Consider the following 25,558-nt stretch of genomic DNA (forward strand, 5'->3'; position numbering starts at 1 on the left):
TAGCGTTTAAGCGGGTTACTCACTCTACCGACCTTCCTTATACGCTTTTCTTATTTTCATGTGGCAATAACGTGAATAATGCAGTGATTTTTCATTGGGTTGTTCTTTTATTGTTAAAAAATCTTGTCATTATTACGCATTCGCGTGATTAAAGCTTGATCAGACGCAAAATACTGTATGATCTTCCAGACATCTGTTTAAAACTGCATATAGTAGAGGGACGTCAGTTTTCTTTCTCTGTCTGGAGGTAAAAGCCATGGAAGCGCTGTCTACCCAGCTGAAAACACCGACTGAAGTCGTTTTCGACTACACCCATTTTCTATGCGAAGAACAACAGCCTAACTGGACGTTTGTCGACATATTTCGCAGTTTGTTGCCTGCATTTAATACGGTGCTTGAGCATCACGCCCAACAGGCATTGACCGCTCAAGATCGTCTGCATCAGCAAGCGGCGCAGGTACTCTCATTTCGCAATACAGATACGGTTAACTTAGTGCGCCTTGCCAAATTGGCTCAGCAACAAAGTATTCGCGAGCTAACTATTTTGATGCCTTATGCGCTGGACTACCGTCAAATGGAGGCAATTAGCGACCAAACGGGTGCACTGTTGGAGTACAGCAACGAAAATCGTGAGTGGGTACGCCTCACTTTTCCTTCTGTTTAACGTCTCGACGAATTGCTTCAATGGCAGTGCAACACGGCTGGATTTACAAACGCCACCCACTGTGTCCCTGTTTCATAGTGAGTGATTTTCTCGGCTTGCGGTGAAAAGGCCAACACAGCGCAAGAGGTATTCGCTTTCACAGCACCTTCCACGAGTGCGCAGTCATCGTAACCGTTGCGGCTGCGGATCACTCTCACTTGATCAGGATGAATTCCCCATTGCTGAAGATGTTTGGCCGTAAATGTACGCGGTGGATTGATGACAGTGATCCATTTGGGCTGTCGTGCCTTGAGCGCTAATGCTCGCATCATCGCTTGCCAATGAGTTTGTCGTGCATCTTGCATCGCATACGTGGCGGTGTGCGTTAACGGCGCGATATTGGTTGCGTGATGTACGGGCGTAATATTGGTAAGAGATGATGTCGTGTACATGCGAATACCTGTATATATGATCAATACTGTATAAAAGAACAGTATTATTAAATCTGACCGTTGGCAAGTTGCCTGATGATTAATTTGTGATCAGGATCGTTATCTCTATCGTGTTGTGACCGGAAAGGAGATAGTCGAACAAGGAGCGTTCGTGAACAAAACGACACTGTTTTGTAGGGGCGAGGGACCGGCCGCCTCTCTGCATCGTCAGGGAATTCAGATATAATCAAGGACTTTTAAATTGAGTCGGAGAGAGCATGGAGCAAGAGTTTTGGCATCAACGTTGGGCCGAAAATCAAATTGGCTTTCATCGCGATAGCGTACACCCCATGTTAATGGCGTATTGGTCTGCACTAAACCCGCGTTTGGACGAGGAAGTGCTGGTTCCGTTGTGTGGTAAGTCTATCGATTTGAACTGGCTAGCTGAGCGTCATGAGCGTGTGGTTGGGGTAGAGCTTAGTGATATCGCGGTACGCGCTTTTTTCTCTGAAAACCTTTACACACCGCAAGTGTATACGGCACCCTCTGGACACACGCATTATTGCTTTGACGAATTAGAGTTGATCAGTGGTGATTTCTTTACTGCGCGTTTGCAACCGGCACCTTTGATTTATGATCGGGCGGCGTTAGTGGCAATGCCACCATCGATGCGTCAGCAGTATGTTGATCGCGTCACTTCCTTACTGGCCCCAGGCGGTCGCATGTTGCTTGTCACTCTGTTTTATCCACAAAGTGATGATCATCCGCCATTCTCTATGGATGAGCAGCTGGTTAGACAGACTTATCAAGGTATGAAAGTGACCTTGCTCGATACCTGTACCGAACCCTGTGGTGAGCGAGGGGAGCAAGTCTGGCTGATTCAAGCCGCTGAATAATGATAAAAAAGGGCCATCAGGCCCTTTTTCTATCGAGTGCGTTACGCTGGTTTGGCTTTGGTGGCGTGATACTGACGGGATTCCCAGTGCGTGATAAAGAACACGGCGGCGATAATAATGCCGGCCCCTAACCATAATCGACCGGGTGGAACCCAGCTAAAGACTAACCAGCCAAATAACACATTTAACGGCAATTTGGCGTGATCAAACGGCTGAACAAATGAAGCATCTGCAACGGCATAGGCCTTGGCGATGGCCCATTGGGCTAAGGCGGTGAGCAGGCCAGCACCGATCAGCATCCACCATGCTGTCGCACTCGCTGGTAGCGTCCAATCCGGTACGGCAAGCACCAAGTTAAAAGGCGTGATCAATAGCAACAGGTAGACCACCATAGTTGTTGGCGGATCATAGGCGGATAAACGTTTGACCATCAACGAATAGGTGGCCCAAAAAAACGCAGCGCCGACAGGCAATAAGGTGGCCCACGTAAATCCTTCTGACCAAGGCTCCAAGATAATCATCGCACCACAGAAACCCGCGAGGGTTGCTAAGCTGCGAGCGATACCGACACGTTCTCGTAAAAATAACCCAGAACCGATGGTGGCAAATAAGGGAGAAGTCATCAGTAGAGCAATACCTTGCCAAATCGGTACAGGGTAGGCGAGAGCCCACAGCCACAGTTGAATGCCAATCACCGAGATAAACACGCGCAGACAGTGTTTTCCTAAATGTTCTGTTTTTAATGCGTGGCGTACACCCAGCTGTTTCAGCCACGGGATCATGGCAACCAGTGCGATCGCATATTGAATAAAGGCAACGGTGGTTGACGGCAAGCCGAGTTTAAAACTGACGTATTGTGAGAGGCTATTAACCAGCGCAAAACAGAGGCCGGCGATCAACATCCAGGCAGCACCTTGGATGGGATTATGAATTTGTTTCATCGCTGTGGTTATCCGAAAAAAGATGCTCGGATAGTAGCGTAAAACAGGCCGCAGAGCGACTAGAAATCAATGCGGCCTGATGTTTTGTATTAAGCTCTTAACCCCGCATATAACAAGGGAATGTCGGGATTAATGGCATCCAAGCTTGCTTGAGTGTCGGCCAGATGGCTCACGGTGCTGTTCACTACCTCGGCTAACGCCACAGAGGCAATCTGATCCCATGAGTAGCCTGCCATATTGGCGGCAATTAAAGCAACTTGAAGCGGAGGCAAACTCGGATTAAAGGCCGCATTCTCGGCATACATTCCTTTAAATACACGGCCATCGCTTGTTTCAACCGCAACACCGCTGTAGTTGCCCGAATAAGGTGCATGGCTAATGTTCGCCGCTTCAACGGCTTGTTTAAGCAGAGGATCGTCAATATCGTCCGCCGTTAAGCCTTGCGTTTGGTCGGCAAGCAGTCGCGCTTCAATACCTAGGTCGGCAGGGCCAAATGCTTCGGGAAGATAAGTGTGCAGTGATTTAGCGTCCGATTTAGGCAGTTGAATCACTAAGTCCTCAGCACCATTTAACTCGTTCATAAACTGGCGACAATGGCCGCAAGGACTGTAATTAATGGTGATGTCGGTTAAGCGCGTCGCCCCTTTGGTCCATGCGTGGCTGATCGCAGATTGCTCTGCATGCACGGTTTGTCCGAGTTGAACGCCAGTCAGTTCGATATTTGCACCTAGGTATAACGTGCCATCTTCTCCTCTGACAATCGCCCCAACATTGAAACGAGAAATGGGTGTCACAGCATAGGCTGCGGCCAGCGGGAGTAAAGCAAGGCGCAATGCCGCGCCAGACAGGCCACTCGCGGCTTCCATATCTGCCACTTGCGCGGGCGTAAAGGTCGCATCAAACGCCGATGCGTGAAGCCATTCCGAGACGGTGCTCTGTAGTGAGTCTGGCAATTGTGTCAGTGCGTCAATGAGTGCGGTTCGCATAGCATCACTTCTAAATGGTTAACGGCCTATCAGTGTAGAGAAGCGATCTTGATAAATGTGTGAGTAATATCACGCATACAATGCAAATATGATCTTGTTGCTCAAACTTAGAGTGACGTCAACATTTTTAAGCCTGTAAATACAGTCACTATGATTGCTTTTAAATACAGTCGTGAAGCTTGCTATTCCGGTTGCCAGTCCACGTAGGGGCGATGAACTTTATAATACTCACGCGCTAAAGCGCCACTGTCACGCAGGCGAGTGATCAACGCGGTGAGGTAGGCATCAATGGCCTGACCTTTCTTTCCTTTGGGGATCACAAATACATCTTGAAAATCAGCAAAATGTGCGCGGCGAATATTGGTCAGCCCTAACTGCTTGAGCATCATATCGGCTTCTTCTTGTGCCCAAACAAACCCATCAATGCGGCCAGCGGCGAGACGGCGCAAGGATTGTTCTATGCCGTGCGAACGTTCGACTTTAAACGGCATGTAGTAAGGCACTGCCTCAATCGTATAAGGTCTCGGATTAGCCCATAGGACATCAACGGGGAGGGGATTATTCTTATGGGTATATAAAACATGGGTGACATCGCCAAACGACTCACTGCTAAATGCAAAGGGCAAATCGGTGACTGTTTTCGTTGGGCGCACGGCGGGCAGCATTAAATCGGCACTGCCTTGTACGATACCATTAATCGCGCGATGAATGGGAAATACGGTGATTTCGATTTGTGTGTTCGGGTCTTGGTCATCGAGAAAGCGTACAAAATCCACGAACGGCCCTGACCCGTCAAGGTTTATCAGTCCCGGCAGTTCCCCCATGTGGATTACTAGCGTTTTTGGGGCATTATTTTTTACACTATTATCGCTTTGAGCCCATGCGTCGGAGAGAAGCAGCAGAGGAATGTAGAGTAGCAATAGCAGTAGATGTTTTGCCATGTAGCCTCCTTCAACCAACAAAAGCTCGCGACGAGATGCTGTGGGCTCTAAAGCCCACAAAAGTAAATGTTTTAAGTGAGTAATGCTGTTATTCCAATAATCACGGTTGCAGCGCTAAGTAGCACAATCAGTGGTTTGGTAATACTAAAGTCTGCCGCTTGTAAATCATCTGGCTTGGCGAGCGATGGTGGCTCATCGGCTTGTGGTTGCGTTCTCGGTGCGGGTCGATGCGACAGGGTTTGTTGGGGCAAGGCAACGCGATAGCCAAACTCGCCCACCACTTCAAAGGGCAAGCACTTTTTGCCGTTACGATAGGACTTTGCCATTAAAGACGTCACCACACTTTGGTGCTGCGCAAACGAGCTATCCGGTAATGCAACTTGCTTAAATAGCGTGCGGCTGGATAGCACTTCTCCCGCGTAGTAGCAAAGCATTTCTAGCATGCGTGACTCTTCGTAGGACAGTACCGTGATGGTTTGGTCGGTCCAATATAAGGTTCTGCTTTCTGGTTCGAAATCAACATCCGCAAATCGATAACAGCGCGTATTCACTTTGGTTGTCATAATTGAGCCCACTCCACACGATACTCTTTTTAAAAGTGTGGACTCAAATCACGGTTCTGCAACTAGAATATGGACGTTTTTTTTGGTAGACGAAGTTGGGCAGCGTGTGAGGAAATTTTGAAAAGCGATTATCTATCAGAAAGATAGTAGGCTTTCCCTTGCCAGCGGCTCCGATGATACCACGGCAAGGGAAGCAAAATTAACTGACCAAGGATTCCACATAGTAGTACACCGCTTTGAGGATCTTCAGCTGGTGTTCATCGTCTTGGTGAGCATCGACCAATTGCTGTAAGTTTTCCATGTATGCAGGCAAGTGGGCCTCGAAATAGTCGCGACGGTGCACAAACCACTTTTGCTGCTCAGCGTCAGTCAGTGTCCACGGATAATTACGCGCGCGATAGCGGAACAGCAGCGGCTTTATGCGCCAGTCGTCAACGCTCAAATCGAGCGCGGCAAGGTTTTCAGGATCGCGCGCACGAATAATTTCCATCGCACTTTGATCACTTTTCGAGAAAAAGCCTGCATATAGGGCACTATCGACGTCCTGATCGTCAAAGGGTTTTGATTCGGCAAAGACGGCAACCAGCTTTTCTCTCAGCTCTGGTGCGGCTTTGAGCGCTTTTAGATGACGCAAGCAGGCTTCGCGATCCACCCCTAAGCGCGCAGCATCTTCCGGACGTAGCGTTTTGGCATCAGCTAAGACCGGGCATTTGTTGATGTGCACGAGTTTCAGTGGTGCCGGTAATTCATCCTCCGCGAGTGCATGATGAGGCGTATACAAACGCTCGCGCAGCGCATCGACATCCAGCTCAAAAAGCGGTGCTGGGTCTCGCGCCAAATCAATGGTGATCACCGCATTGGGATTTTCAGGATGCCAAGCAACCGGCACGATCCAACTGGTGTTGCTTCGCTCGGTGCCAAACATACCCGAGACATGAACCAGTGGGGTCATATTCACCACATCAATCAAGGTTTTGATTTTGTTTTTATGGCGATGGGTCAGCAAATAATTGAATAAACGCGGTTGCGCAGCTTTTACTTTTTTGGCCAGCTCAATGGTGGCGTATACATCCGCCATAGCATCATGCGCATTACTGTGCTCAATGCCGTTGGCAACCGAGAGTTTTTCCAGCTTAAAGCTTGGCTTGCCATTTTCATCATGCGGCCACTCAATACCCTCGGGGCGCAACGCATAGCAAGCGCGCATCACATCGAGTAAATCCCACCGTGAATTTCCGTTTTGCCAACTCCAACCGTATGGGTCATAAAAGTTACGGTACAACGTGTAGCGGGTCACCTCATCATCAAAGCGTACATTGTTATATCCGAAGACACAGGTATTTGGCTGAGAGAGCGCCTCATGGATACGGGCGATAAATTCGGGCTCAGGTAAGCCTTTTTTCACCGCTAACTGTGGTGTGATCCCGGTGATTAAGCAGGCCTCTGGTGCGGGCAAATAATCATTCGGTGGCTGACAAAACAGCACTAAGGGCTCGCCAATCACGTTGAAGTCGCTATCAGTGCGCACGCCGGCAAACTGACAAGGGCGGTCTTTACCCGGGTGGGTGCCAAAGGTCTCAAAGTCGTAGATAAAAAACGTTGGCTGGGCGGTGTCGGTCACAATCGCATCCAATCTGATCAAAGAAAAGAAAGCAGGCTCAACCACCTGCATTAGACCGCACATGGTAACATTGGCGTCGCGGATCACCAATCCTCGCGCGCTTGCTAACCTAAACGCCTGCACATTGGCAGGCGTTTGCACCAAACAATGGGTCTTTTGCGATTAAGAAGCCAGTTTTTTGAGCTGCTGTTTTGCATCGTCAATGGCTTTGCTGGCCAAGTCTTCACCCATGGCGAGGCCTTCCGCGTAGACAAATTCAACGTCTGTAATACCGATAAAACCAAGTACGGTTTGCATATAACCTGTCACGTGATCGGTGTTACCGCCTTTGTGCATCCCACCTCGTGTGGTGACAACGATAGCGCGCTTACCTGTCACTAAGCCTTCAGGACCATTTTCGGTATAGCGAAATGTCACGCCAGCACGGGCAATAAGATCAATCCACGCTTTCAGCTGTACGGGCACCGTGAAGTTATACATCGGGGCGGCGATGATTAGCGTATCGCTTTGTTGGATCTCGTTGATCAACTGGTCAGAAAGCGCCAACGTTTGCTGTTGACGTTCATTCAGATCACTGCCGCCACGAAGGCCACCGGCAAGCTCGCCGTCAAGGATCGGCAATGGATTGGCTGCCAAGTCACGCTCAACCAAAGAATCAGGTGATAGGTTGTTCACCACGCCATCGATCACGGCGTTCGAGCTAGAATGGGGGCCAAGAATACTTGATTTGATGACAAGCGCTTTCATTACGTTCTCCTTAAAATTAACGGGCTGCATATTGCGACCTTGGTTAGTGTAGAGTTTGGGCGTAAAAACACCACGTCAAGGATTCGTTAAACTTGTTCAAAAATTTCGTTGATGTAACAACTTTTCGAGTGAGCATTGGCAGTTATCAAGCAGGGGCGTATGATTGCGCTCGGCTGTCGTCCAAAATGTAAAAATAATGTTATAATGGCCGTTGTGTCGGACAGACAGCTTGCATTGGGGAAGCGCCACAATCAAATCAACAAGCCGTGTGCTTGTGTGGACGCAACGGGATTTGAGGAATAGCGCGTGAAAAATCTATTTATGTTAGACGTGGATGGTACGCTGGTAGACAGCTGCCACATGGACCACGAGTGTTTTAGTGAAGCCATTTTTGCTGTGACGGGACTGACAGTGCCTGATGATTGGGGTGGATACACCAATATCACCGACGCAGGTATCATCGAAGAACTCATCGATAAAAACGATCTGAAAAAAGAGAAAATCACCATTTTCCGAGAAGTGAAACGTGTGTTTATGCAAAAGCTCGCGCACGCCATTGCGGAAAACGGTATGACTCCCATTCCGGGCGCGGTCGAGTTTATCAATGAGATGCGTCAAGTACCTTCTGTCGCCCTTGCCATTGCGACGGGTGGCTGGGAAGAAACCGCGCGGATGAAGTTAAAGGCGGCCGGTTTTAATGTCGATGGTATCGTGTTCTCGTCATGCTCGGATGCGATGAGCCGCAGTGAAGTGATGGCACTCGCGGCGTTCCGCGCCAAGCAAGATTATGGCGTGCAGTTTGATCGCCGAATTTATTTTGGTGACGGGGTATGGGACAAACAGGCGACTCAATCACTGGATTATGAGTTCGTCGCGGTAGGGGATAAAGTGGAACACCACACCCGAATCAACGATTTTGTTAATCCTCGCGCCATATTAGGGCGTTTAGGCATAGAAGAAACCGACGCGGTGAAGTTTGCGTAAGCAATGACTGCCTGTTGAGTAATACGTAAAAGCCGGTGAGGTGTACTCACCGGCTTTTTTACGTTTGCTGTATCAGCGGGCTGACCGAGGTGGTAACGAGCCACTCATACACTTAGCCGTAACTTAATGCACTTGGCTGCAAGTGGTATGCTCGGCACGGGCTGGGCTCGCCGCCTCTTGATTAAAGTAGGCGCGCGTTTCGTTGATCACCACATGGCGAAGTAGCAACAAGCCAATCAGGTTCGGGATCGCCATTAAGCCATTAACGATATCAGCAAGGATCCAAATGGTGTTCAGATGGATAAAGGATCCTGATGCAATCAATCCAATAAAAATGAGCTTATATAGATAGATAGCGCGTTTACCGAACAAATAAGCGACACAACGCTCACCATAGTAATGCCAGCCTAGAATGGTGGTGAAGGCAAAAAATAACAGGCCAATATTCACCAGCATGGGCCCAATACTGCTCTCCATACCGACTGCAAAGGCATGGGAGGTCATCGCGGCCCCTGCCAGCTCCCCTGACCATGATTGGGTCAGAATTAAGGTCAGGCCCGTCATGGTACAAATCACCAGTGTATCGATAAAAGTACCGGTCATGGAAACAAGGCCTTGCTCAACGCACGAATCGGTTTTGGCTGCAGCCGCGGCGATAGGGGCGCTGCCCAGTCCCGACTCATTAGAAAATACGCCGCGTGCAATACCGGCTTGAATCGCAAGCATCATTCCCGCACCGGCAAAACCACCGGTTGCTGCCATTCCCGTAAACGCGGACTCAAAGACCAGCGCGACGGCGTGTGGGAGTTGTTCAATGTTCGCCCCGAGCACCCATAAACACGCGACCACATAGAATACCGCCATCACGGGAACGATTTTGGCTGCTACGGCTGAAATCGACTTCACCCCGCCAATGGTTACCAGAGCCACCAATGCGGTTAAGATCCCTGCAACCGCCACGGTGGGAATATTGAACAGGTGAGTAGCGGCACTGCTGATGGCGTTAACTTGCGGGAAGGTGCCAATACCAAAGCAGGCGACGCCTAATCCAAACAGCGCGAACAGCTTCGCTAACAGCGGTTGCCCAGCCCCTTTAGAAAGGTACATCATGGGCCCGCCCAGCATATTGCCCTTGTGGTCGGTTTCGCGATATTTCACCGCTAGCAAGCATTCTGCATATTTGGTTGCCATGCCTAAAAACGCGGCTAGCCACATCCAGAATAGGGCGCCGGGACCGCCCAGCGCGATAGCGGTTGCGACACCAATAATATTTCCTGTTCCGATAGTCGCGGACAATGCTGTACATAAAGCCGCAAAACCAGAAACATCGCCTTGGGTTGAGGCATCCGCCGGTTTAAAAATTTGTTTTAGTGCAAAAGGTAAACGGCGTAGCTGGATAAACCCTAACCGTACGGTAAAGAATAGACCGGTTCCGGTGAGCAGTAGTAAGAGCGGTGGGCCCCATATCCAGTCGTCAATGGTGGCGAGAAGTGATGGTATATCTGGTAATTGAGTTAGAAATTGCATTTATCCCCCTTTAAACATCAAAGGAGGAGATAAGCCACACTAATATTAACAAAAGTGCTACATATTGGGGTGGGTATCTCCTCTGTCCTTTTGCCTGAGAGTTTCACTTGAAAACAAGCTTGCTCCTTCGGCGCCCGACTTAACGGGTCTCTCCAGAGGCTCCTCCAACAGCAGTCCATACATTTAAGTGCCTGAAAGATTTACTTCTTCGGCGGATGGCGAATGCCACCTCTCTCCTGCTGTCTTCATCGGAACGTCATATTGCGGTAAGTATGATAGATCACAGAAATATGAATGCAATGCAAAAATCAATAAAGACTCTTATCAATTAAAGAAGCGCGCAAAATTTGCACTCTTTAAACTTTTATCTCCGAACAATATGGTGCTGGCTATACTGAAATCTGGACCCATAAATACTCAATAAATGTGATCCTTTGCCGATAACACGGATCAACACCTTGTGATTAAGTTCGCAAGACGAAGCCGTAATGATGGGCCCTGATATGACCACTTGGAACGAACTTTTAGGCGTTGGCGCCAGTGAAAGCGCCGAGCAAATTAAACAACGCTATCGTCAACTTTCTATTCGTGTGCATCCAGATAAAGGTGGAAGCACAGGGTTGATGCAGCTTGTCAGTGAAGCGTATCAAGCGGTTAAAAATGGCAAGGGCGATCACAGCCCGCTCGACAGTCAACAGTCTGCTGATGGCACGGCAGCATTGCGTAGCCAAGTGGCGCGGTTACAAAAAGAACTCGCCGCATTGCAGCAAGAGAATCGAACTTTACGAGCCCGCCAAGCGAACAACCAAATCCCTGCGCATCTGACCGCGAAAATTGCCAAGCTGGAGTTTGATAATCGCCAATGGCGGGAGCACTATCAGAAGCTGGAAAAGCAACATCATGTCTTAGAAGAGCAGCATCAGCGGTTATCAAAGCAACATGACAGTGACAAGAAAGAGAGTAAACAGCTCAATCGAGAATTAAAACAGGCACTATCTCAGGTTGAACAACTGGAAACCGAGCTCAAACACAAAGCAACGCCAGTGACGCTTAAAGCCGCAAAGCCCGGCTTAGCATGGCGTTGGATATTGGCTTCTTGGGGCGTTATTGCGGTGCTGATGTTGCCGACTAGCCACTGGCAAAGCATGATGAGCACATTGTTAGGCCAATCAGCCCCAGAGGTGGCGCAACGTGTCAGAATTGTCGAACCGTTGGAAAACAATCAAACAACGGCGCCTGTACCGACGCCGACACCCCAGGTAAGCGATTCGCGTGCGTCCATGCCGACTGCTCCGATGATCCAGCTAACTGCAACAGCGAATCAATGGCATGTGAATCAGTTTGATAAAGTACCACAACCTTATCTCGCGTTACGCAGTGAGCAAGGCTCGTATGTGGTGGCCAATTGCCAAGGGGAGTTTTACGTCTACCTTAATACCACCTATCAACCTTTACGCGTACCGCCAAATCTTGACTACATTACTCAGCGTCAACACTTTCATGTGTATGCAATTCCCTACGGACAAGGCGCGTCGATTGATAGTTGGCAGCTCGCCCGCAAAGTGAAAATATTTGACGATACCTTTGTCAGTGAGGATCTTGCCCCTCAACTCAGTGCCTTTGAACAATCGTGTCAACGAGCACCAGGGCTGACAGCGGCAAACTTTTAAAAACCAGTAACACTTTCATTTGCATCGACATGGTTTACCGCCCAACTCAGGCGCCTGATTTGTCGCGCCTGTATTACACTGATCAATAAGGCTCGATTGATTTTGTGATAAGGAACGCCAATGTTAGACCAAGCCATGTTTGCGCATCGGTATGATCCACCTCGTCAGGATAGCGGCGGTGGGGTATTCAGGCGTTATCACATTGCCGTTTCTCACTCTGTAGCGGTAGAAGGTTTGGTGTCGGGGATCGGTATTCCTGCATGGTCGGAAGGGCGCACTGAATCGGCCAAAGATGCGGCGGTGCTGCACACCATGATGACCCAAGGCGCCAATTTAATTGGCCAACTGCAAGTGGATCCGCTCGCCTTTAGTATTACCGGCCTCAATCCTTTCTATGCTGAGCTTCGCAATCCAAAGTACCGCAAGTATCGCGTCGGCGGCAGTAATGCAGGGATTGCCGTCGCAGTCGCAAAAAAACTGGCTCACTTAGGTATTGGTAATGATGCTTTTGGCGGTGTACGCATCCCGGCGGCACATTGTGGCTTATTTGGCTATCGGCCTACGCCAGGGCTCATCGACGCCAGTGGCTTGCTACCCGCGGCAGAAACGTTTGATAATCCCGGTGTCTGTAGTCAGGCATTAGCGCCAATTAGCCAGTTCCAAGAGCTGGTGGCGAAACCTTCAACGGCGATCAAAAACATTGTCGGAGTCGTGTTGGCGGAACCTATCTTCGCACTCTATTACAGTGATGAAGCCATGGATTGTTTCTACAAAAAATTAGAGGCGTTACCTTTACCGCATGAAACCACGTTGGCGATGAACAAACTCGTTTTAACACGCATTGAGAACGCCCAAGTTGCCATTGCTAGCCATGAGTTTTTACTGGTCTATCAAGAATGGCTGGAAAAGCAAAAGCTAGACTTGCCGTCTTCCACACAAAGCTACTTAGCCCGCCTTCAAGCGATAAATTACAAAGACCATTTCCAAGCGAAAAAAACGCGCAAGCAACTCAGAGATACCGTATGTGCGATGTGGCCAAGTGATAAAGTATTGATTCTACCGTCTACGCCGGGCGAGATCTTGCCAAGAGACGCAGGCCAAGAGCAAAGCGACATCTTTAATGTGGCACAAAGACGCCTCATGGCGCTGGCCGATGTTTGTGGGCTACCGCAGTTAACCTTGCCATTATTTAACTACCAAGAAGCTCCTTACGGTGTCACATTGCTGGCACATCCCAACAAAGATAAGTTATTGATGGAAGTAGCACACCGTTGGGTCGGTTAAGCTTAGATCTGGAATCTTTAGCCACGCTGTCGTCAAGAAATTTCTATAAAATTGTATTTTATGCAATTAACTTATTGATATTTAAAGGTTAAATAAGTTATCCGATGTCGATTTACTATCAACAGAAACTGTGGATAACTAGTTGGATTAGTGTTGTTTTTAACGCATAACTATTTGAAAAATAACGCTGTGAGTTAGATTGGCTTTGAGGTTGAAGCACAGACTAACCGCCAGTAGAAAGTGACAATTTGAGTGTCACGTTTCCATAACGTGACAGAGACGATCAATTAACCACTCAGACGCTTCGCTGTGACATCATTTTTATCTGCGATTGGCCTTACCGTTAGACGATTTTACTTTATATTGGCTTTTACAATGACTACGGCCCACAGACGCCGAACGCAGCGCTTTGTGCTTGGTTTTACGCCCGTTTGTGCGTTCACGCCATACCTTAAAGCTGCGCGGCTTTAACTCACGGCGCATCAGCGCAATAACATCATCTTGTCGCAGGCCATAGAGTGTTTCAATGGCTTCAAAAGGAGTCCTGTCTTCCCACGCCATTTCTATAATTCGGTCAATCTCTCCCGGTTGCTCGTTCAAAGCCATATCTGTCTCCTTATGCTGGTGGCAAATAATACGGGTAGCACAGGAAAAACCGATCAGCGTGTTCTTTCTGACCAATCAATGCTTTTACCCTTGTTTTTGGGATATTTAAAAATAAACCATAAATACAGTTAGTTACGAAAGGCCCTTTTTAACAAGGGTAAAAGACGATTTTTATCCTAACAGCCTGTTGTATCGAACGATTGTTAGGTTATTCTATTGTTCACTGCCGCATAGGCAGCTTAGAAAAGCTGAAAGACGATTATCAGTTTTGGGTGATCGTTCACTGCCGCATAGGCAGCTTAGAAAGAACGGATGGACGTGGCACCGAATTGATAACCGTTCACTGCCGCACAGGCAGCTTAGAAATACTTTCTCAGCGTCGGTGTAACCATCGCCAAGTTCACTGCCGCACAGGCAGCTTAGAAATAGATGATGCTTTACAGCGGTTCTCTTTGTATGTTCACTGCCGCACAGGCAGCTTAGAAATTGATGAGCCACTTTTCGGTACGTCAGAGAAGGTTCACTGCCGCACAGGCAGCTTAGAAAACCAGCCTTTTGATTGCACGTCGCGCCAAGCAGTTCACTGCCGCACAGGCAGCTTAGAAAAAACCGCATCATCCAATAAAGGGTTACTGTGAGTTCACTGCCGCACAGGCAGCTTAGAAATTGATGCGGTGAATTTTATCAACGGCAACGATGTTCACTGCCGCACAGGCAGCTTAGAAAAGTACAATGACAACGAGCTGCGCAATGTCAAAGTTCACTGCCGCACAGGCAGCTTAGAAATTCATGTTCACGCAGCCAATGTTTAACCATAAGTTCACTGCCGCACAGGCAGCTTAGAAATCGCTCAAATCGCGCCTGTCTTCAATCATTTTGTTCACTGCCGCACAGGCAGCTTAGAAATCTCGCTGGTGGACCAAGCAAAAGCACAGATTGTTCACTGCCGCATAGGCAGCTTAGAAAAGTCATATCTGTTTCACTCATTGTTGGTTGTGGTTCACTGCCGCACAGGCAGCTTAGAAAGACGGTTTCACCGACGATATAAAGCGCGGTGTGTTCACTGCCGCACAGGCAGCTTAGAAATCAATACAACGGTTAGCAATGCCCGGTAATTCGTTCACTGCCGCACAGGCAGCTTAGAAACATAATTTCCTCGCGTATATGTCGTGACCATTGTTCACTGCCGCACAGGCAGCTTAGAAAAAGGGTAAGTAGTCGGTGACATGAAGCTAACAGTTCACTGCCGCACAGGCAGCTTAGAAAAACAGCGGATTTTTCATGGGAAGACAGCGCGCGTTCACTGCCGCATAGGCAGCTTAGAAAAGTCAAAAGCAGCATGGAAGACATCAACGAACGTTCACTGCCGCATAGGCAGCTTAGAAATTAACGCCGTCCAGATTTAAATATCTGTCGTCGTTCACTGCCGCATAGGCAGCTTAGAAATATTACAAGGTTTACAGCAAGTCGGTTAAGCGGTTCACTGCCGCATAGGCAGCTTAGAAATGGTCGTAGTTCGTTTTGAATGGTTTCAAGTGGTTCACTGCCGCATAGGCAGCTTAGAAAATGATGGATCCGTTTTGACTTGCCGTAGAGCCGTTCACTGCCGCATAGGCAGCTTAGAAATTGCGATCCACCATACTGAGCTATGTTTTGCTGTTCACTGCCGCACAGGCAGCTTAGACACTGAAATAGTTGCTTTTTTGATGCCAGTTCATTGTTGGTGGGTCGTGGCATAGAGGAAGTAGGGGGATGGTTCAATATCAACATAAGCGCATGACTGGTATTGACCATACACGTTAATTTGGCGCATGTTTGTAGCCAAAGTTAAGCTTGCAATTGCATGCTTTTGCATAGTTAAACAGGGTTTTAACGGTTGGATTGCCTTTCCCTTTTTCAAGTCGAGAAATATTGCCTTCTTTCGTCCCCATACGTTCTGCAACCTGCTGTTGAGTTAGCCCGGCCTGCTTACGCATACTGAGTAACATATCGATCAATTCAAACTCAGGCGTCAATTCATCGTATGCTTGTTTCACGTCTGGGTTTTGTAATGCTCTCGCTTTTAATGCCTGTAAGCTATTCATTTTTCACCTCTCTCATACGCCCTGTTGCCAATGCTAAGTCTTTCTTTGGTGTCTTTTGGCTTTTCTTCACAAATGCATGAAGGACATAGATGTTGGGACCGTCTAAATCACAGAATAGACTTCGCCCGATCCCTTCTTTTGCTTTGGCGCGAATTTCAAACAGGCCGTCACCTAATGATTCTGTGTGAGGAGGGCCTAAATTTGCGCCATGTTTTTCTATTAATTCAAGCAGCTTGAGCATTCGCGCTTGAATCTTAGGAGGCATGTTGAGAATGCTCTCTTCTACGCCTCGATAAAAAACAATATTCCAGTGCATCTTTCACTTCTCATTATCATATATGATAAGTGTTTGTGGGTCAAAATCCACTTATCATACCGAGTAATCCCCAGTCATCGTGGGCGATTATTGCTATCTGATTCGCATAACAATCGTACAGACAGTAGATTGCGATCTTCCTTCAAACCCTAAACTGTGCCTTGTTTCACGGGCATGCGTTGCTATTTTTGTTACCTTTCTAATGCTTGTGAGTGACCTGCTTGGTCACTCGGACAATCACGAAAGGGACACCCATGGACGATCTCTCGCCCTCCGATCTTAAAACGATACTTCACTCCAAACGTGCGAATATGTACTACCTCGAGCATTGCCGTGTGATGCAAAAAGACGGGCGTGTGTTGTACTTGGCGGAGGCCAAACGCGAAAACCTCTACTTTAATATCCCGATTGCCAATACCACCGTCTTACTGCTCGGCACCGGTACGTCAATTACGCAAGCGGCGATGCGTATGCTCTCGCAAGCGGGCGTGCTGGTTGGATTCTGCGGAGGTGGAGGCACACCGCTGCACATGGCAACTGATGTCGAATGGTTTACGCCGCAAAGCGAGTATCGACCCACCGAATATCTGCAAGGTTGGTTGTCTTTTTGGTTTGATGATCAAAAGCGACTGGACGCTGCAAAGGCTTTTCAGCTAGCTCGTTTGAGTTACTTAAAGCAGGTCTGGCAAGCGAGCCGTGAACTTAAGCTTGAAGGGTTTGATGTGGCCGAATTGGCCAGCGCGCTGGATACCTTTGTGGAACGAACCGAGAAAGCCAGCAAGCCAGCTGATTTATTGCTTACCGAAGCGCAGCTGACCAAAGCACTCTACAAACACGCGGCGAACCGCACGCAAAAAAACGGTTTTAAACGCCAGCATGAAGCCGACGATCTCGCCAACCGCTTTTTAAATCACGGCAACTACTTAGCCTATGGCTTGGCGGCGAGTTGTTTGTGGGTGCTTGGGATCCCGCACGGATTTGCGGTGATGCATGGCAAAACCCGCCGTGGCGCGCTGGTGTTTGATGCGGCTGACCTAATCAAAGATGCCATCGTGCTGCCTTGGGCGTTTGTATGCGCCAAAGAAAACGTCACAGAGCAAGAGTTTCGTCAACAAGTCCTGCAAGCCTTTATTGAGCATAAGGCGATGGACTTTATGTTCAACACCATCAAAGCCATTGCGCTGCAAGATGACTCTGAAGATGAGATAACGGAGCAGCAACGATGATGGTGACCTTTATTTCTCAGTGCGAGAAAAAGGCACTGAAGAAAACCCGCCGTGTGCTCGATGCCTTTGCCAACCGAATTGGTGATAACACCTGGCAAACACTGATCACCGAAGATGGCTTAAACACGGTGCGAAAAATGCTGAGCAAAACCGCCAGCCGCAGCACCGCGGTCAGTTGTCATTGGATACGCTCTCGCTCACGCAGCCAGTTGTTATGGGTGGTGGGAAATAAAAATAAATTTAATGCAGAGGGATATGTGCCTGTTAATAGTACAGAGAAAGATTTGCTTAACAGTGACTATGAAAATGACTGGAAATATTTACCACTGATTAAATCACTCGCGAGCATGGCCGCTTTGCTGCACGATTGGGGTAAAGCCTCTTTACTTTTTCAGGAAAAGTTAAATCCAGAAATTAAAACTAAGCATAAAGGTGACCCGCTACGTCATGAGTGGATATCTTGTCTTCTATTCCATCAATTTGTCGATAATCCAATACACCAATCTCAAGATGAGGCTTGGTTGGCGACTCTTATCAATCAAGGTATTGATGAATCTTGTTTTAAAATCAATGAATTACCAAGAGAAAAAGCACTTTCTGAATTACCGACAGCAGCAGCGTTAATTGCTTGGTTGATTGTTTCTCATCATCGATTACCTTTGCCAAAAGAAGACGCGTTATGTAATAACCAGCGAGAAGTAGGTAATGCTTCTTTAGAGGAATTGTTGGCTAGAATTACCCCTGCATGGGGTTATGAAAACCGCTTTGATGAGTACAACGCACTGCTGCCGAAATGTTTTGAATTTCCGTTAGGGCTGCTTTCTAATTCCTCGACTTGGCTTACTGAGCTAAAACGCCGCGCAAAGGATCTATTGCATCAGCTGCCTTTACTCGATCAGGCAATCAATGATGGTAGTTGGCGAGGGATTCTACACCATGCAAGGTTGTGTCTGATGCTAGGTGACCACTATTACTCTTCACAACCTAATGATCATCAATGGAATACATCGATAGAGCTGTACGCCAACACCGATCCCACTACTAAAGCACGTAAACAAAAGCTGGATGAGCACTTAGTGAATGTCGCTAAAGTTGCGGTGAACACAGTGAAGTTACTGCCGTTTTTTGAAACCGAACCGCTCAAAGCCACCGAGCTTAGCGAGCTTACACCTAAGGCCAACACGCCTAAAGCATTCCGTTGGCAAGACAAAGCGGTACGCAAAATCAACGAGTGGCGAGAACACACGGAAGACAAAAGCCAAGGCTATTTTGTGGTGAACATGGCTAGTACCGGTTGTGGAAAAACCATCGCCAACGCCAAAATTATGCAGGCGTTATCTGAAGAGGGCGAAAGTCTGCGATTTATCTTGGCACTTGGCTTGCGCACACTCACTTTGCAAACCGGCGACGAATACAAAGAACGGCTCAAACTGCAAGAGAGCGATTTAGCAGTGCTGATTGGCTCTAAAGCCATTTCAGAGTTACATCAATCGGGTAAGGCGGTTGAAAAAGACGACATTGAACCAGAACAAGCGGATGCTGGCTCTGAGTCTTTGGAAAGTCTTCAAGATGAAAACGATGTTCTATATTGGCAAGGTGTGCTACCTGAAGAAGAGCTCACGACCGTTTTAACCAAAGAAAAAGATCGAAAACTTCTTTATGCCCCAGTACTGGTATGCACCATCGATCATATTATGGCTGCAACCGAAACCAAACGCGGTGGCCGTTATATTCTGCCCTGTTTACGTTTAATGTCATCCGACTTGGTGATTGATGAAATTGACGACTTTACCGGTGATGATCTGATTGCGATTGGCCGATTAGTGCATCTGGCAGCCATGCTGGGGCGCAAAGTGATGATTTCCTCTGCCACCATACTGCCGGATTTAGCATTGGGTTTATACAATGCCTATCGTCAAGGATGGAAAGTCTTTGCTGCTAGCCGTGATCGAGTCAGTACTGTTAATTGTGTTTATGTCGATGAATTTAGCGCTGATGTTCAGATGGTGGGCTGCGATGATGCTGATTTAGCTGCTTATGAGGCTTTCCAGCAACGCTTTGTGTCTAAACGTGTGGATAAGTTAAAACAGCAGGTCGCGAAGAGAAAGGCCGATATCATTCCATGCATTAAACAAAATGAACAATCGCTAGAAGAGCAGTATTTCGAGATAGTCAAGCAAGCGGTTTTAGCTAAACACCAGCATCACAACACGTTAGAGCCAGAAAGCCAAACAAGAGTATCGTTTGGCGTGGTTCGGGTTGCCAATATTCAACCTTGCGTCGAATTAACCCAATATCTACTGAGCTGTGATTGGCCCTCCGATACTGAAGTGCGCTGTATGGCTTATCACAGCCAGCAAGTGCTGTTGCTACGCCATGAGCAAGAAAAGCATTTGGATGAAGTACTCAAACGCAAAGAGAAAGCGGATGAACTGCCCTGTGCATTTGCTCATCCAGTGATTCGTGAACACCTAACTGCTTGCCAAGCGAAAAACCTGATTTTTATTCTGGTTGCCACCCCAGTTGAAGAAGTGGGGCGTGATCATGACTTTGACTGGGCGGTAATTGAACCCTCATCTTTTCGTTCGATTATTCAAATGGCAGGTCGGGTACGCAGGCATCGTGATGGCGAGGTTCTGGAGCCAAACATTGGCTTGTTGCAATACAACGTTAAAGGCTTTAAGGGAGGAGTAGAGCGAGTATTTAATCATCCCGGCTATGAAACAGACAGCGCCACCCAATTTGCCACTCATGATTTATCTGAGTTAGTGGATAAAAAGTCGCTGTTGCATGCGGTCAATGCCGTTGTCCGTATTCAAAAGCGAGCAGTGCTCGAACCGCGCAATAACTTAGCGGATCTAGAGCACTTTGCCACCGCGAAAACCCTTGGCATCGATCAAATTGGCAAACCACAGCAAGCCAAGAACAGTCGTCAGGATAGATACAACCGCAATCGTCGGAGTAGATCTCCGCAGTCATGTTGGTATGAGCATCTGCACGGTCATATTCACGGCTACTGGTGGCTGACCGCACTGCCGCAACACTTCAAACGCTTTCGTAAAAGTGAACCTACAGTCCAAATCTACTTAGTTAAAAAAGAGCGCAGCATCGAGTTTTGTTTGCGTGAAGAACCGGGCGGCTTACACCCGATTGAACGCACCTTGAATATTGAACATCTGCCACTGACACCAAAGCAACAACAAAAACTTTGGCTACAGCGTGATTACAGTGAGTTAGTCCGTTTATACAGTCCAAGTCCTGAGCAAGAGTTTGCCACGTCAGTGCGCTATGGCGAAATCAGTTTTATCTACCGTGAAGGTAACCAGCAATATAGCTACAACGACCAACTAGGATTGGTTAAGGTCAAATAATGGAAAAAGAAAAGAGTGAAGTAAAACAAAGTCTAGACAGGTTGATAAAAAACAGACCGGATTTAGCCTTTAAAAAAACTGACAATAACGGTAAAGAAAAACCTGACTATTTTAAGGTCTTGGATGCGGTGTTGAGGCTTAGCCCGCAGAGTTATTTGCCTAAGTCGATTCCTGAGTGTGATGCCTGTTTATTGATGACTAGTTCTATTAATGAAGGAGCGACAACATTCAAATATGAGAATACTTTTAAATTTATGTGTGAAATTAGTCATCCAAAACTGGATGAGCTGTGGAGTTTACTTGATATTTCTAGTGAGGAATCAGAAGTTTTGATTGAGCTTTCAGAACGTTTTTACGCTGAAAGGTTAGAAGCATATTTCTTTTTTAAAGATGGTATGGCTCATGATAAAGTAGCTAACTTTGAAACCGAATCTGTAGCCGGGGTGATCAAAAAGATCGCAGAAGGTAGCAAGCATGGCACTGTGATTAGTCATCCTTCTAAAATGAGTCATCCTTCTTGTAAATATCCGAGAGTGTATTCTACGGATTTTAAGAAATATCAAGACGGCTATCTTCGAAGTGGTAATGCAGAGGCATTATTTGATCTACACATCAATGCTACTCAATTGAAGGTCTACAAATTCCTGTCTTTGAAAATAAACGACGTTTATATTTTAGAGCACTTAAAAAATTCTAATGTCGCATTGCTTGCCGAAACATTCGGACTTAGTGGAGCGTTTTTTGAGAATATTGTGAACATGTTTACTGATTGCATTTATTCGCAATCTGTTGACACTGATAGGTTTGTAAAACAAGTTTATTTTCCTATTGGTTTTGAGCAGTACCATCAACTTTCTCTGTTAACACCTGCTGGTTTGGTCTTCAATATGAAAGCCAAAATTGATTGGATTACCAGTCGTTCACCTCAAGCTTACTCTGGGAAGAAAGCTAGAAAGAACAATGATTATCATGAACTGGGTTACAAAACGTTATCAGATCTTACGGTAACAAAGCATGGTGGTGATCATCCTAAAAATATTTCTGGTTTAAATAATAAATACCAGACTTACTATTTGTTATCGTCCATACCGCCGGAGTTAATACCGCGTGATATTCGTTTGCCGAAAACGGATTTCTTTAAAGAGAGTTTTACCGCTTGGCAAGCCAAAGAAATCCTTGAAGCGCTGCATCGACTTTTTCTCACCGACTACAACAACATTAATATTCGTGATGGGCGCGACTACCGCATTCAGCAATACGTTGATTTGGTGATTGAAAAAATGTGGCAAGTGCGCCTGTTTCTTGAAGACTATTCCGGTGAATTATCGAGTGCGTTGCCTTTGGAGCAAAAAATCTGGCTCTATCCAGAGTTTGCAGAGCAGCGTCAGCAAGAGGATGAGTGGCTCGATAAAATCACTCGCCACATTGCCCGTGGCTTAATCAATCACTACAGCCGCAGCAAAGTGATCCCCAATCCCGTCACATTGGCAGACCAAGAGCTGCTGGCAATAGAAGAGGTGGTTGCCAGCAATAAGGAGAACTTGCGATGAACGTATTGCTTTTACCGCATCTTAAAATTCACAATGCCAATGCATTTTCAAGCCCCTTTACTATTGGCTTTCCGGCCATGACGGCATGGTTAGGCTTTGTGCATGCCTTAGAGCGCAAGCTCAGCCAAGCAGGTTTATCCGATCTCATGCTGCATAGTGCTGCGGTGGTGAGCCACCGTTGTGATGTACAGACTTATAAAGACGAAGGCGATTTTGTTAATTCTATTTTAGGAACAAGAAACCCGAGCATCTTTGACGGACAATTCAAAAAAAAATACGGTTCTAGATACCAGTCCAAATTTGAAGCGCCACTGACAAGTCCATCATTTATCGAGGAGCCACGCTGCCACTTAGACGTCTCTTTAGTCATTGAGTGGAGTGGCAATGAAGATCAAGTTCAGCAGTCAGACTTTACCCAGCAGTTGCAAGCAGTGATCGCGACGATGAAAGTGGCAGGAGGCGACGTTCTTTCCTTTGGGAAGCCCTCCGTTAAATCTGTGATTACGGAGCAGGATACTGCCCAAGTCCTAGGCCAATTAATGCCAGGCTATGTGCTGATTGAACGTCGCGATTTAATGATTGACGCCATGCAGCAAGGTGATGACGCAATAGATGCGCTGCTGGGTTACCTCACCGTACACCACCATTGTAAACAGCTTGAAGACCAAAGTGTTGTTTGGCATAGCCAGCGCAAGACGAGTGGCTGGATTGTGCCTATTGCCACCGGATTTCAGGGCATATCGAAATTAGGAGAGGCAAAAAATCAGCGCGATCCATCAGTACCGCATCGCTTTGCCGAAAGTGTGGTCACACTGGGTGAATTTGTCATGGCGCACAAAATCAAACATCTCGATGACATCCTTTGGCAATACCACCCCGATTTAGAAAACGATCTTTACCTTTGTCAGCCAGTTAACGCTATCAACGAACATCAATAAGGAACAATCTCATGGCTAAAAATAACGATGCCGCCTCAGTTCTCGCATTTGAAAAAAAGCTTGTCCCATCGGATGGTTACCTCTTTGGATGCCAGTGGGAAACCAAAGAGCAAGCAACACCATTAGCCCTGCAAGAAAAATCGGTACGTGGCACGATTTCTAATCGCTTTAATAAGAAAGATGCAGGCGATTTCAAAAAAGATCCAGCTAAACTCGATGCAAAAGTTGAAAGTCCAAATTTGCAGCGAGTGGATGCCTGTGCGTTGGGGCAGGATCACGATACTTTGAAGCTCCATTTCACACTCAAAGTATTAGGGGGGCTTGCCCAACCTTCGGCATGTAACAATACGCTGTTCAAACAGAGTTATAGTGCTGCGGTTTCGCAGTACATTGCCAAATATGGATGTTTTGAGTTGGCGAAACGCTATGCCACCAACCTTGCCAATGCCCGTTTTCTATGGCGAAACCGAGTTGGTGCAGAAGACATTGAAGTGCAAGTCAAGGCATTGAACAAAGGGGCTGAACAGGCGTGGACTTTTAATTCCAAACAATTCAGTACTCGACACTTTGATCATAACGATTCACAGATCAATAGTTTGGCCGACAGAATTGCTCAGGCACTTGCCAGCGAAACGGACCATTTGATGCTGCAAATTGACTGCTACGCGAAGGTGGGTAAAGCCCAAGAAGTTTACCCAAGTGAAGAGTTAGTGCTAGATAAAGGCAACAGCAAAACCAAGAAAAGTAAAATCCTGTATGCAGTTAATGAACATGCTGCGATGCACTCACAAAAAATTGGTAACGCACTGCGTTCCATTGATACTTGGTACCCAGATTACGCATCTGAAGAGCAAAGTGCAGGAGCCATTGCGATTGAACCCTATGGCGCTGTCACTAATTTAGGAAAGGCGTTCCGTACCCCGAAAGACAAGCAGGATTTTTATACCTTCTTCGATAAGTGGGCGCGCGGTGAAAGTTTGCCCCGTGAAGAAGATGAACATTACGTCATGGCTGTACTAGTGCGTGGTGGAGTTTTTGGCGAAAGTGACAAATAGGTGGCAGTGATGAACTACTACCAAGAGATCACCTTATTGCCAGACGCCGACATCGCAGTAGGCTTCCTGTGGCAAAACGTCTTTCAACAAGTGCACATTGCTTTGGTAGAGCACAAAGTGGCGAGCAACCAATCTCTGGTTGCGGTCGGTTTTCCTGATTATCGTCAAGCAAAGTTTCCGCTTGGCAGTAAGTTGCGTCTCTTTGCAAAAGAGCAAACGACATTGGAAACGTTGGATATCCACCGCTGGCTAACTCGGCTAGAAGACTATGTACACATCAAAGGCATCAAACCCGTACCAAACGATGTAACTTACGTAAGCTTTGTACGCAAGCAGGTGAAATCGCCCGAACGAATAGAGCGGGATATGCAGCAAAAAGCCGCACTATGGGCAGCAAAATCTGGCAAACCGCTGGTGGAATGTTTAGCGGATTTGCAACAAAGCAAGCCGACAGTGTTGTGCACCTTGCCGTTTATTTACTTGCATAGCCAGCAAACCAAGCAACGTTCACCAGAAAAAAACAGCAAGTTCCCGCTGTTTATTGAAATGCAGCAGCAAAGCACATCACAAGATGGGAGCTTCGATTGCTATGGTTTGAGTAGCAAAGCGAATGGGCAGTCAATATTGGCGACCGTACCGCACTTTTAAATTGAACAAAAAAGGGTAGTTTTTACCCTTTATTTTTGCTCTTTAAAAATGTGCTTTAAATACAAATAGTTGCAATAGGTGAGTTTTAACAGGGTAAAAAGATGATTCTTACCCTAACAGCCTGTTGCAGCTTATTTTTATTGGTTTATTCTATTGTTCACTGCCGCACAGGCAGCTTAGAAAAACTAGTGATGCTAAGCGATCGCGCCGCGCTGGTTCACTGCCGCACAGGCAGCTTAGAAACAAAATCATCATTAGAAATAGAAAATATGCTTGTTCACTGCCGCACAGGCAGCTTAGAAATAACGGTAAAATCTACGGTATACCGTTTAACTGTTCACTGCCGCACAGGCAGCTTAGAAAACATCAACCGTTATCAGAGCAAGCACACGCTCGTTCACTGCCGCACAGGCAGCTTAGAAATTTTTGGAGGCGTCATGGTGGTCACTCAAGATGTTCACTGCCGCACAGGCAGCTTAGAAAATTCTGAGTTTTGGTTTCCAGCTCCGGCGAGAGTTCACTGCCGCACA

The 25,558-nt window shown here is 47.2% G+C and carries 22 protein-coding genes, 2 CRISPR repeat arrays and 1 riboswitch (1 of these 25 cut by a window edge); of the genes, 11 read left to right on the forward strand and 11 right to left on the reverse strand.

Translation table 11 applies throughout. From position 1 onward, the window contains the following. Positions 1-256: 256 nt before the first annotated feature. Positions 257-664 carry a hypothetical protein gene (locus E8E00_RS06230; protein ID WP_069587029.1) on the forward strand — a complete coding sequence of 136 codons (408 nt, stop codon included), beginning with the start codon at positions 257-259 and terminating at the stop codon, positions 662-664. A gap of 17 nt (positions 665-681) precedes the next feature. Here the strand turns inward: E8E00_RS06230 and E8E00_RS06235 are convergent, their stop codons facing one another. Then, complete coding sequence (locus E8E00_RS06235) at positions 682-1,095, reverse strand: hypothetical protein (protein WP_096628544.1); 414 nt, start codon at positions 1,093-1,095, stop codon at positions 682-684. A 257-nt stretch (positions 1,096-1,352) separates the two neighbouring features. Here E8E00_RS06235 and E8E00_RS06240 point away from each other — a divergent pair, with 257 nt between their 5' ends. Then, on the forward strand, positions 1,353-1,970 hold the full coding sequence (locus E8E00_RS06240) for a thiopurine S-methyltransferase (RefSeq protein WP_069587025.1): 618 nt from the start codon (positions 1,353-1,355) through the stop codon (positions 1,968-1,970). Between the two features lie 41 nt (positions 1,971-2,011). Here E8E00_RS06240 and E8E00_RS06245 read toward each other — a convergent pair whose 3' ends face one another. From E8E00_RS06245 to E8E00_RS06270, 6 genes are all read right to left on the reverse strand, one after another. Further along, positions 2,012-2,911, reverse strand: a complete 900-nt coding sequence (locus tag E8E00_RS06245; RefSeq protein ID WP_069587024.1) for a DMT family transporter — start codon at positions 2,909-2,911, stop codon at positions 2,012-2,014. An 89-nt stretch (positions 2,912-3,000) separates the two neighbouring features. Continuing rightward, positions 3,001-3,897 carry a cytidine deaminase gene (gene cdd / locus E8E00_RS06250; RefSeq protein ID WP_096628541.1) on the reverse strand — a complete coding sequence of 299 codons (897 nt, stop codon included), beginning with the start codon at positions 3,895-3,897 and terminating at the stop codon, positions 3,001-3,003. Positions 3,898-4,079: 182 nt separating this feature from the next. Beyond that, positions 4,080-4,838 (reverse strand): ABC transporter substrate-binding protein, encoded by a 759-nt coding sequence (locus tag E8E00_RS06255; protein ID WP_096628538.1) that lies wholly within the window; start codon positions 4,836-4,838, stop codon positions 4,080-4,082. 71 nt (positions 4,839-4,909) lie between these two features. Continuing rightward, entirely contained in the window at positions 4,910-5,401 is a 492-nt protein-coding gene (locus E8E00_RS06260; protein ID WP_077455865.1) for a hypothetical protein, read from the reverse strand. A gap of 199 nt (positions 5,402-5,600) precedes the next feature. Continuing rightward, entirely contained in the window at positions 5,601-7,022 is a 1,422-nt protein-coding gene (gene sbcB / locus E8E00_RS06265; RefSeq protein WP_096631399.1) for an exodeoxyribonuclease I, read from the reverse strand. A 162-nt stretch (positions 7,023-7,184) separates the two neighbouring features. Further along, entirely contained in the window at positions 7,185-7,769 is a 585-nt protein-coding gene (locus E8E00_RS06270) for an FMN-dependent NADH-azoreductase (RefSeq protein WP_069587020.1), read from the reverse strand. 306 nt (positions 7,770-8,075) lie between these two features. On the opposite strand from E8E00_RS06270, the gene E8E00_RS06275 reads away from it, so the two are divergent. Further along, entirely contained in the window at positions 8,076-8,753 is a 678-nt protein-coding gene (locus E8E00_RS06275; RefSeq protein WP_240531885.1) for an HAD family hydrolase, read from the forward strand. 123 nt (positions 8,754-8,876) lie between these two features. On the opposite strand, the gene E8E00_RS06280 is transcribed toward E8E00_RS06275, so the two are convergent. Beyond that, positions 8,877-10,280, reverse strand: a complete 1,404-nt coding sequence (locus E8E00_RS06280; protein ID WP_077639447.1) for a sodium:alanine symporter family protein — start codon at positions 10,278-10,280, stop codon at positions 8,877-8,879. Between the two features lie 72 nt (positions 10,281-10,352). After that, a riboswitch (glycine riboswitch) is annotated at positions 10,353-10,446 on the reverse strand. A 337-nt stretch (positions 10,447-10,783) separates the two neighbouring features. Between E8E00_RS06280 and E8E00_RS06285 the strand changes: the two genes are divergently transcribed. Further along, positions 10,784-11,950, forward strand: coding sequence for a J domain-containing protein (locus tag E8E00_RS06285; RefSeq protein WP_168174033.1), 1,167 nt, complete (start codon positions 10,784-10,786; stop codon positions 11,948-11,950). A gap of 120 nt (positions 11,951-12,070) precedes the next feature. Then, a complete protein-coding gene (locus E8E00_RS06290; RefSeq protein WP_096628530.1) occupies positions 12,071-13,234 on the forward strand; it encodes an amidase family protein in 1,164 nt (387 codons plus the stop codon). Between the two features lie 321 nt (positions 13,235-13,555). On the opposite strand, the gene E8E00_RS06295 is transcribed toward E8E00_RS06290, so the two are convergent. The 3 genes from E8E00_RS06295 to E8E00_RS06305 form a co-directional block, all read right to left on the reverse strand. Continuing rightward, the gene (locus E8E00_RS06295; RefSeq protein WP_069587016.1) at positions 13,556-13,840 is read right to left on the reverse strand and encodes a TIGR03643 family protein; all 285 of its coding nucleotides are present in this window, start codon (positions 13,838-13,840) and stop codon (positions 13,556-13,558) included. A gap of 218 nt (positions 13,841-14,058) precedes the next feature. Then, positions 14,059-15,526: a CRISPR direct-repeat array (repeat unit 28 nt; unit sequence GTTCACTGCCGCACAGGCAGCTTAGAAA). A 113-nt stretch (positions 15,527-15,639) separates the two neighbouring features. Next, positions 15,640-15,924: a helix-turn-helix domain-containing protein gene (locus E8E00_RS06300; RefSeq protein ID WP_069587053.1), complete on the reverse strand. Its 285-nt coding sequence runs from the start codon at positions 15,922-15,924 to the stop codon at positions 15,640-15,642. Next, complete coding sequence (locus E8E00_RS06305) at positions 15,917-16,240, reverse strand: type II toxin-antitoxin system RelE/ParE family toxin (RefSeq protein WP_096628526.1); 324 nt, start codon at positions 16,238-16,240, stop codon at positions 15,917-15,919. Before E8E00_RS06305 ends, E8E00_RS06300 begins: the two co-directional genes overlap by 8 nt. Positions 16,241-16,494: 254 nt before the next feature. On the opposite strand from E8E00_RS06305, the gene cas1f reads away from it, so the two are divergent. From cas1f to cas6f, 6 genes are read left to right on the forward strand one after another with little or no spacing between them, the layout of a single operon-like run. Continuing rightward, positions 16,495-17,466 (forward strand): type I-F CRISPR-associated endonuclease Cas1f, encoded by a 972-nt coding sequence (gene cas1f / locus E8E00_RS06310; protein ID WP_096628524.1) that lies wholly within the window; start codon positions 16,495-16,497, stop codon positions 17,464-17,466. Next, positions 17,463-20,837: a type I-F CRISPR-associated helicase Cas3f gene (gene cas3f, locus E8E00_RS06315; RefSeq protein ID WP_096628522.1), complete on the forward strand. Its 3,375-nt coding sequence runs from the start codon at positions 17,463-17,465 to the stop codon at positions 20,835-20,837. The genes cas1f and cas3f overlap by 4 nt, the downstream gene beginning before the upstream one ends. Further along, the gene (locus E8E00_RS06320) at positions 20,837-22,387 is read left to right on the forward strand and encodes a type I-F CRISPR-associated protein Csy1 (RefSeq protein ID WP_240531884.1); all 1,551 of its coding nucleotides are present in this window, start codon (positions 20,837-20,839) and stop codon (positions 22,385-22,387) included. The genes cas3f and E8E00_RS06320 overlap by 1 nt, the downstream gene beginning before the upstream one ends. Continuing rightward, a complete protein-coding gene (csy2, locus tag E8E00_RS06325) occupies positions 22,384-23,325 on the forward strand; it encodes a type I-F CRISPR-associated protein Csy2 (protein ID WP_077765955.1) in 942 nt (313 codons plus the stop codon). Before E8E00_RS06320 ends, csy2 begins: the two co-directional genes overlap by 4 nt. An 11-nt stretch (positions 23,326-23,336) precedes the next feature. Next, complete coding sequence (gene csy3 / locus E8E00_RS06330; protein ID WP_096628519.1) at positions 23,337-24,380, forward strand: type I-F CRISPR-associated protein Csy3; 1,044 nt, start codon at positions 23,337-23,339, stop codon at positions 24,378-24,380. Positions 24,381-24,389: 9 nt separating this feature from the next. Beyond that, on the forward strand, positions 24,390-25,028 hold the full coding sequence (cas6f, locus tag E8E00_RS06335; protein WP_096628517.1) for a type I-F CRISPR-associated endoribonuclease Cas6/Csy4: 639 nt from the start codon (positions 24,390-24,392) through the stop codon (positions 25,026-25,028). A 155-nt stretch (positions 25,029-25,183) separates the two neighbouring features. Further along, a CRISPR array of direct repeats spans positions 25,184-25,558; the repeat unit is 28 nt; unit sequence GTTCACTGCCGCACAGGCAGCTTAGAAA (it continues 914 nt past the right edge of the window).

It is taken from the genome of Salinivibrio sp. YCSC6, assembly GCF_004916735.1.
GTDB classification, from domain to species: Bacteria; Pseudomonadota; Gammaproteobacteria; order Enterobacterales; family Vibrionaceae; genus Salinivibrio; species Salinivibrio proteolyticus.

What these genes read in the sequence shown, in the direction of transcription:
- E8E00_RS06235 (WP_096628544.1), bottom strand. Translation starts at nt 1,095, where the DNA reads ATGTACACGACATCATCTCTTACCAATATTACGCCCGTACATCACGCA.
- E8E00_RS06320 (WP_240531884.1), top strand. Translation starts at nt 20,837, where the DNA reads ATGGAAAAAGAAAAGAGTGAAGTAAAACAAAGTCTAGACAGGTTGATA.
- csy3 (WP_096628519.1), top strand. Translation starts at nt 23,337, where the DNA reads ATGGCTAAAAATAACGATGCCGCCTCAGTTCTCGCATTTGAAAAAAAG.
- csy2 (WP_077765955.1), top strand. Translation starts at nt 22,384, where the DNA reads ATGAACGTATTGCTTTTACCGCATCTTAAAATTCACAATGCCAATGCA.
- E8E00_RS06230 (WP_069587029.1), top strand. Translation starts at nt 257, where the DNA reads ATGGAAGCGCTGTCTACCCAGCTGAAAACACCGACTGAAGTCGTTTTC.
- cas3f (WP_096628522.1), top strand. Translation starts at nt 17,463, where the DNA reads ATGATGGTGACCTTTATTTCTCAGTGCGAGAAAAAGGCACTGAAGAAA.
- cas1f (WP_096628524.1), top strand. Translation starts at nt 16,495, where the DNA reads ATGGACGATCTCTCGCCCTCCGATCTTAAAACGATACTTCACTCCAAA.
- E8E00_RS06255 (WP_096628538.1), bottom strand. Translation starts at nt 4,838, where the DNA reads ATGGCAAAACATCTACTGCTATTGCTACTCTACATTCCTCTGCTGCTT.
- E8E00_RS06300 (WP_069587053.1), bottom strand. Translation starts at nt 15,924, where the DNA reads ATGAATAGCTTACAGGCATTAAAAGCGAGAGCATTACAAAACCCAGAC.
- E8E00_RS06245 (WP_069587024.1), bottom strand. Translation starts at nt 2,911, where the DNA reads ATGAAACAAATTCATAATCCCATCCAAGGTGCTGCCTGGATGTTGATC.
- E8E00_RS06290 (WP_096628530.1), top strand. Translation starts at nt 12,071, where the DNA reads ATGTTAGACCAAGCCATGTTTGCGCATCGGTATGATCCACCTCGTCAG.
- cas6f (WP_096628517.1), top strand. Translation starts at nt 24,390, where the DNA reads ATGAACTACTACCAAGAGATCACCTTATTGCCAGACGCCGACATCGCA.
- cdd (WP_096628541.1), bottom strand. Translation starts at nt 3,897, where the DNA reads ATGCGAACCGCACTCATTGACGCACTGACACAATTGCCAGACTCACTA.
- E8E00_RS06240 (WP_069587025.1), top strand. Translation starts at nt 1,353, where the DNA reads ATGGAGCAAGAGTTTTGGCATCAACGTTGGGCCGAAAATCAAATTGGC.
- E8E00_RS06305 (WP_096628526.1), bottom strand. Translation starts at nt 16,240, where the DNA reads ATGCACTGGAATATTGTTTTTTATCGAGGCGTAGAAGAGAGCATTCTC.
- E8E00_RS06280 (WP_077639447.1), bottom strand. Translation starts at nt 10,280, where the DNA reads ATGCAATTTCTAACTCAATTACCAGATATACCATCACTTCTCGCCACC.
- E8E00_RS06270 (WP_069587020.1), bottom strand. Translation starts at nt 7,769, where the DNA reads ATGAAAGCGCTTGTCATCAAATCAAGTATTCTTGGCCCCCATTCTAGC.
- E8E00_RS06260 (WP_077455865.1), bottom strand. Translation starts at nt 5,401, where the DNA reads ATGACAACCAAAGTGAATACGCGCTGTTATCGATTTGCGGATGTTGAT.
- E8E00_RS06295 (WP_069587016.1), bottom strand. Translation starts at nt 13,840, where the DNA reads ATGGCTTTGAACGAGCAACCGGGAGAGATTGACCGAATTATAGAAATG.
- E8E00_RS06285 (WP_168174033.1), top strand. Translation starts at nt 10,784, where the DNA reads ATGACCACTTGGAACGAACTTTTAGGCGTTGGCGCCAGTGAAAGCGCC.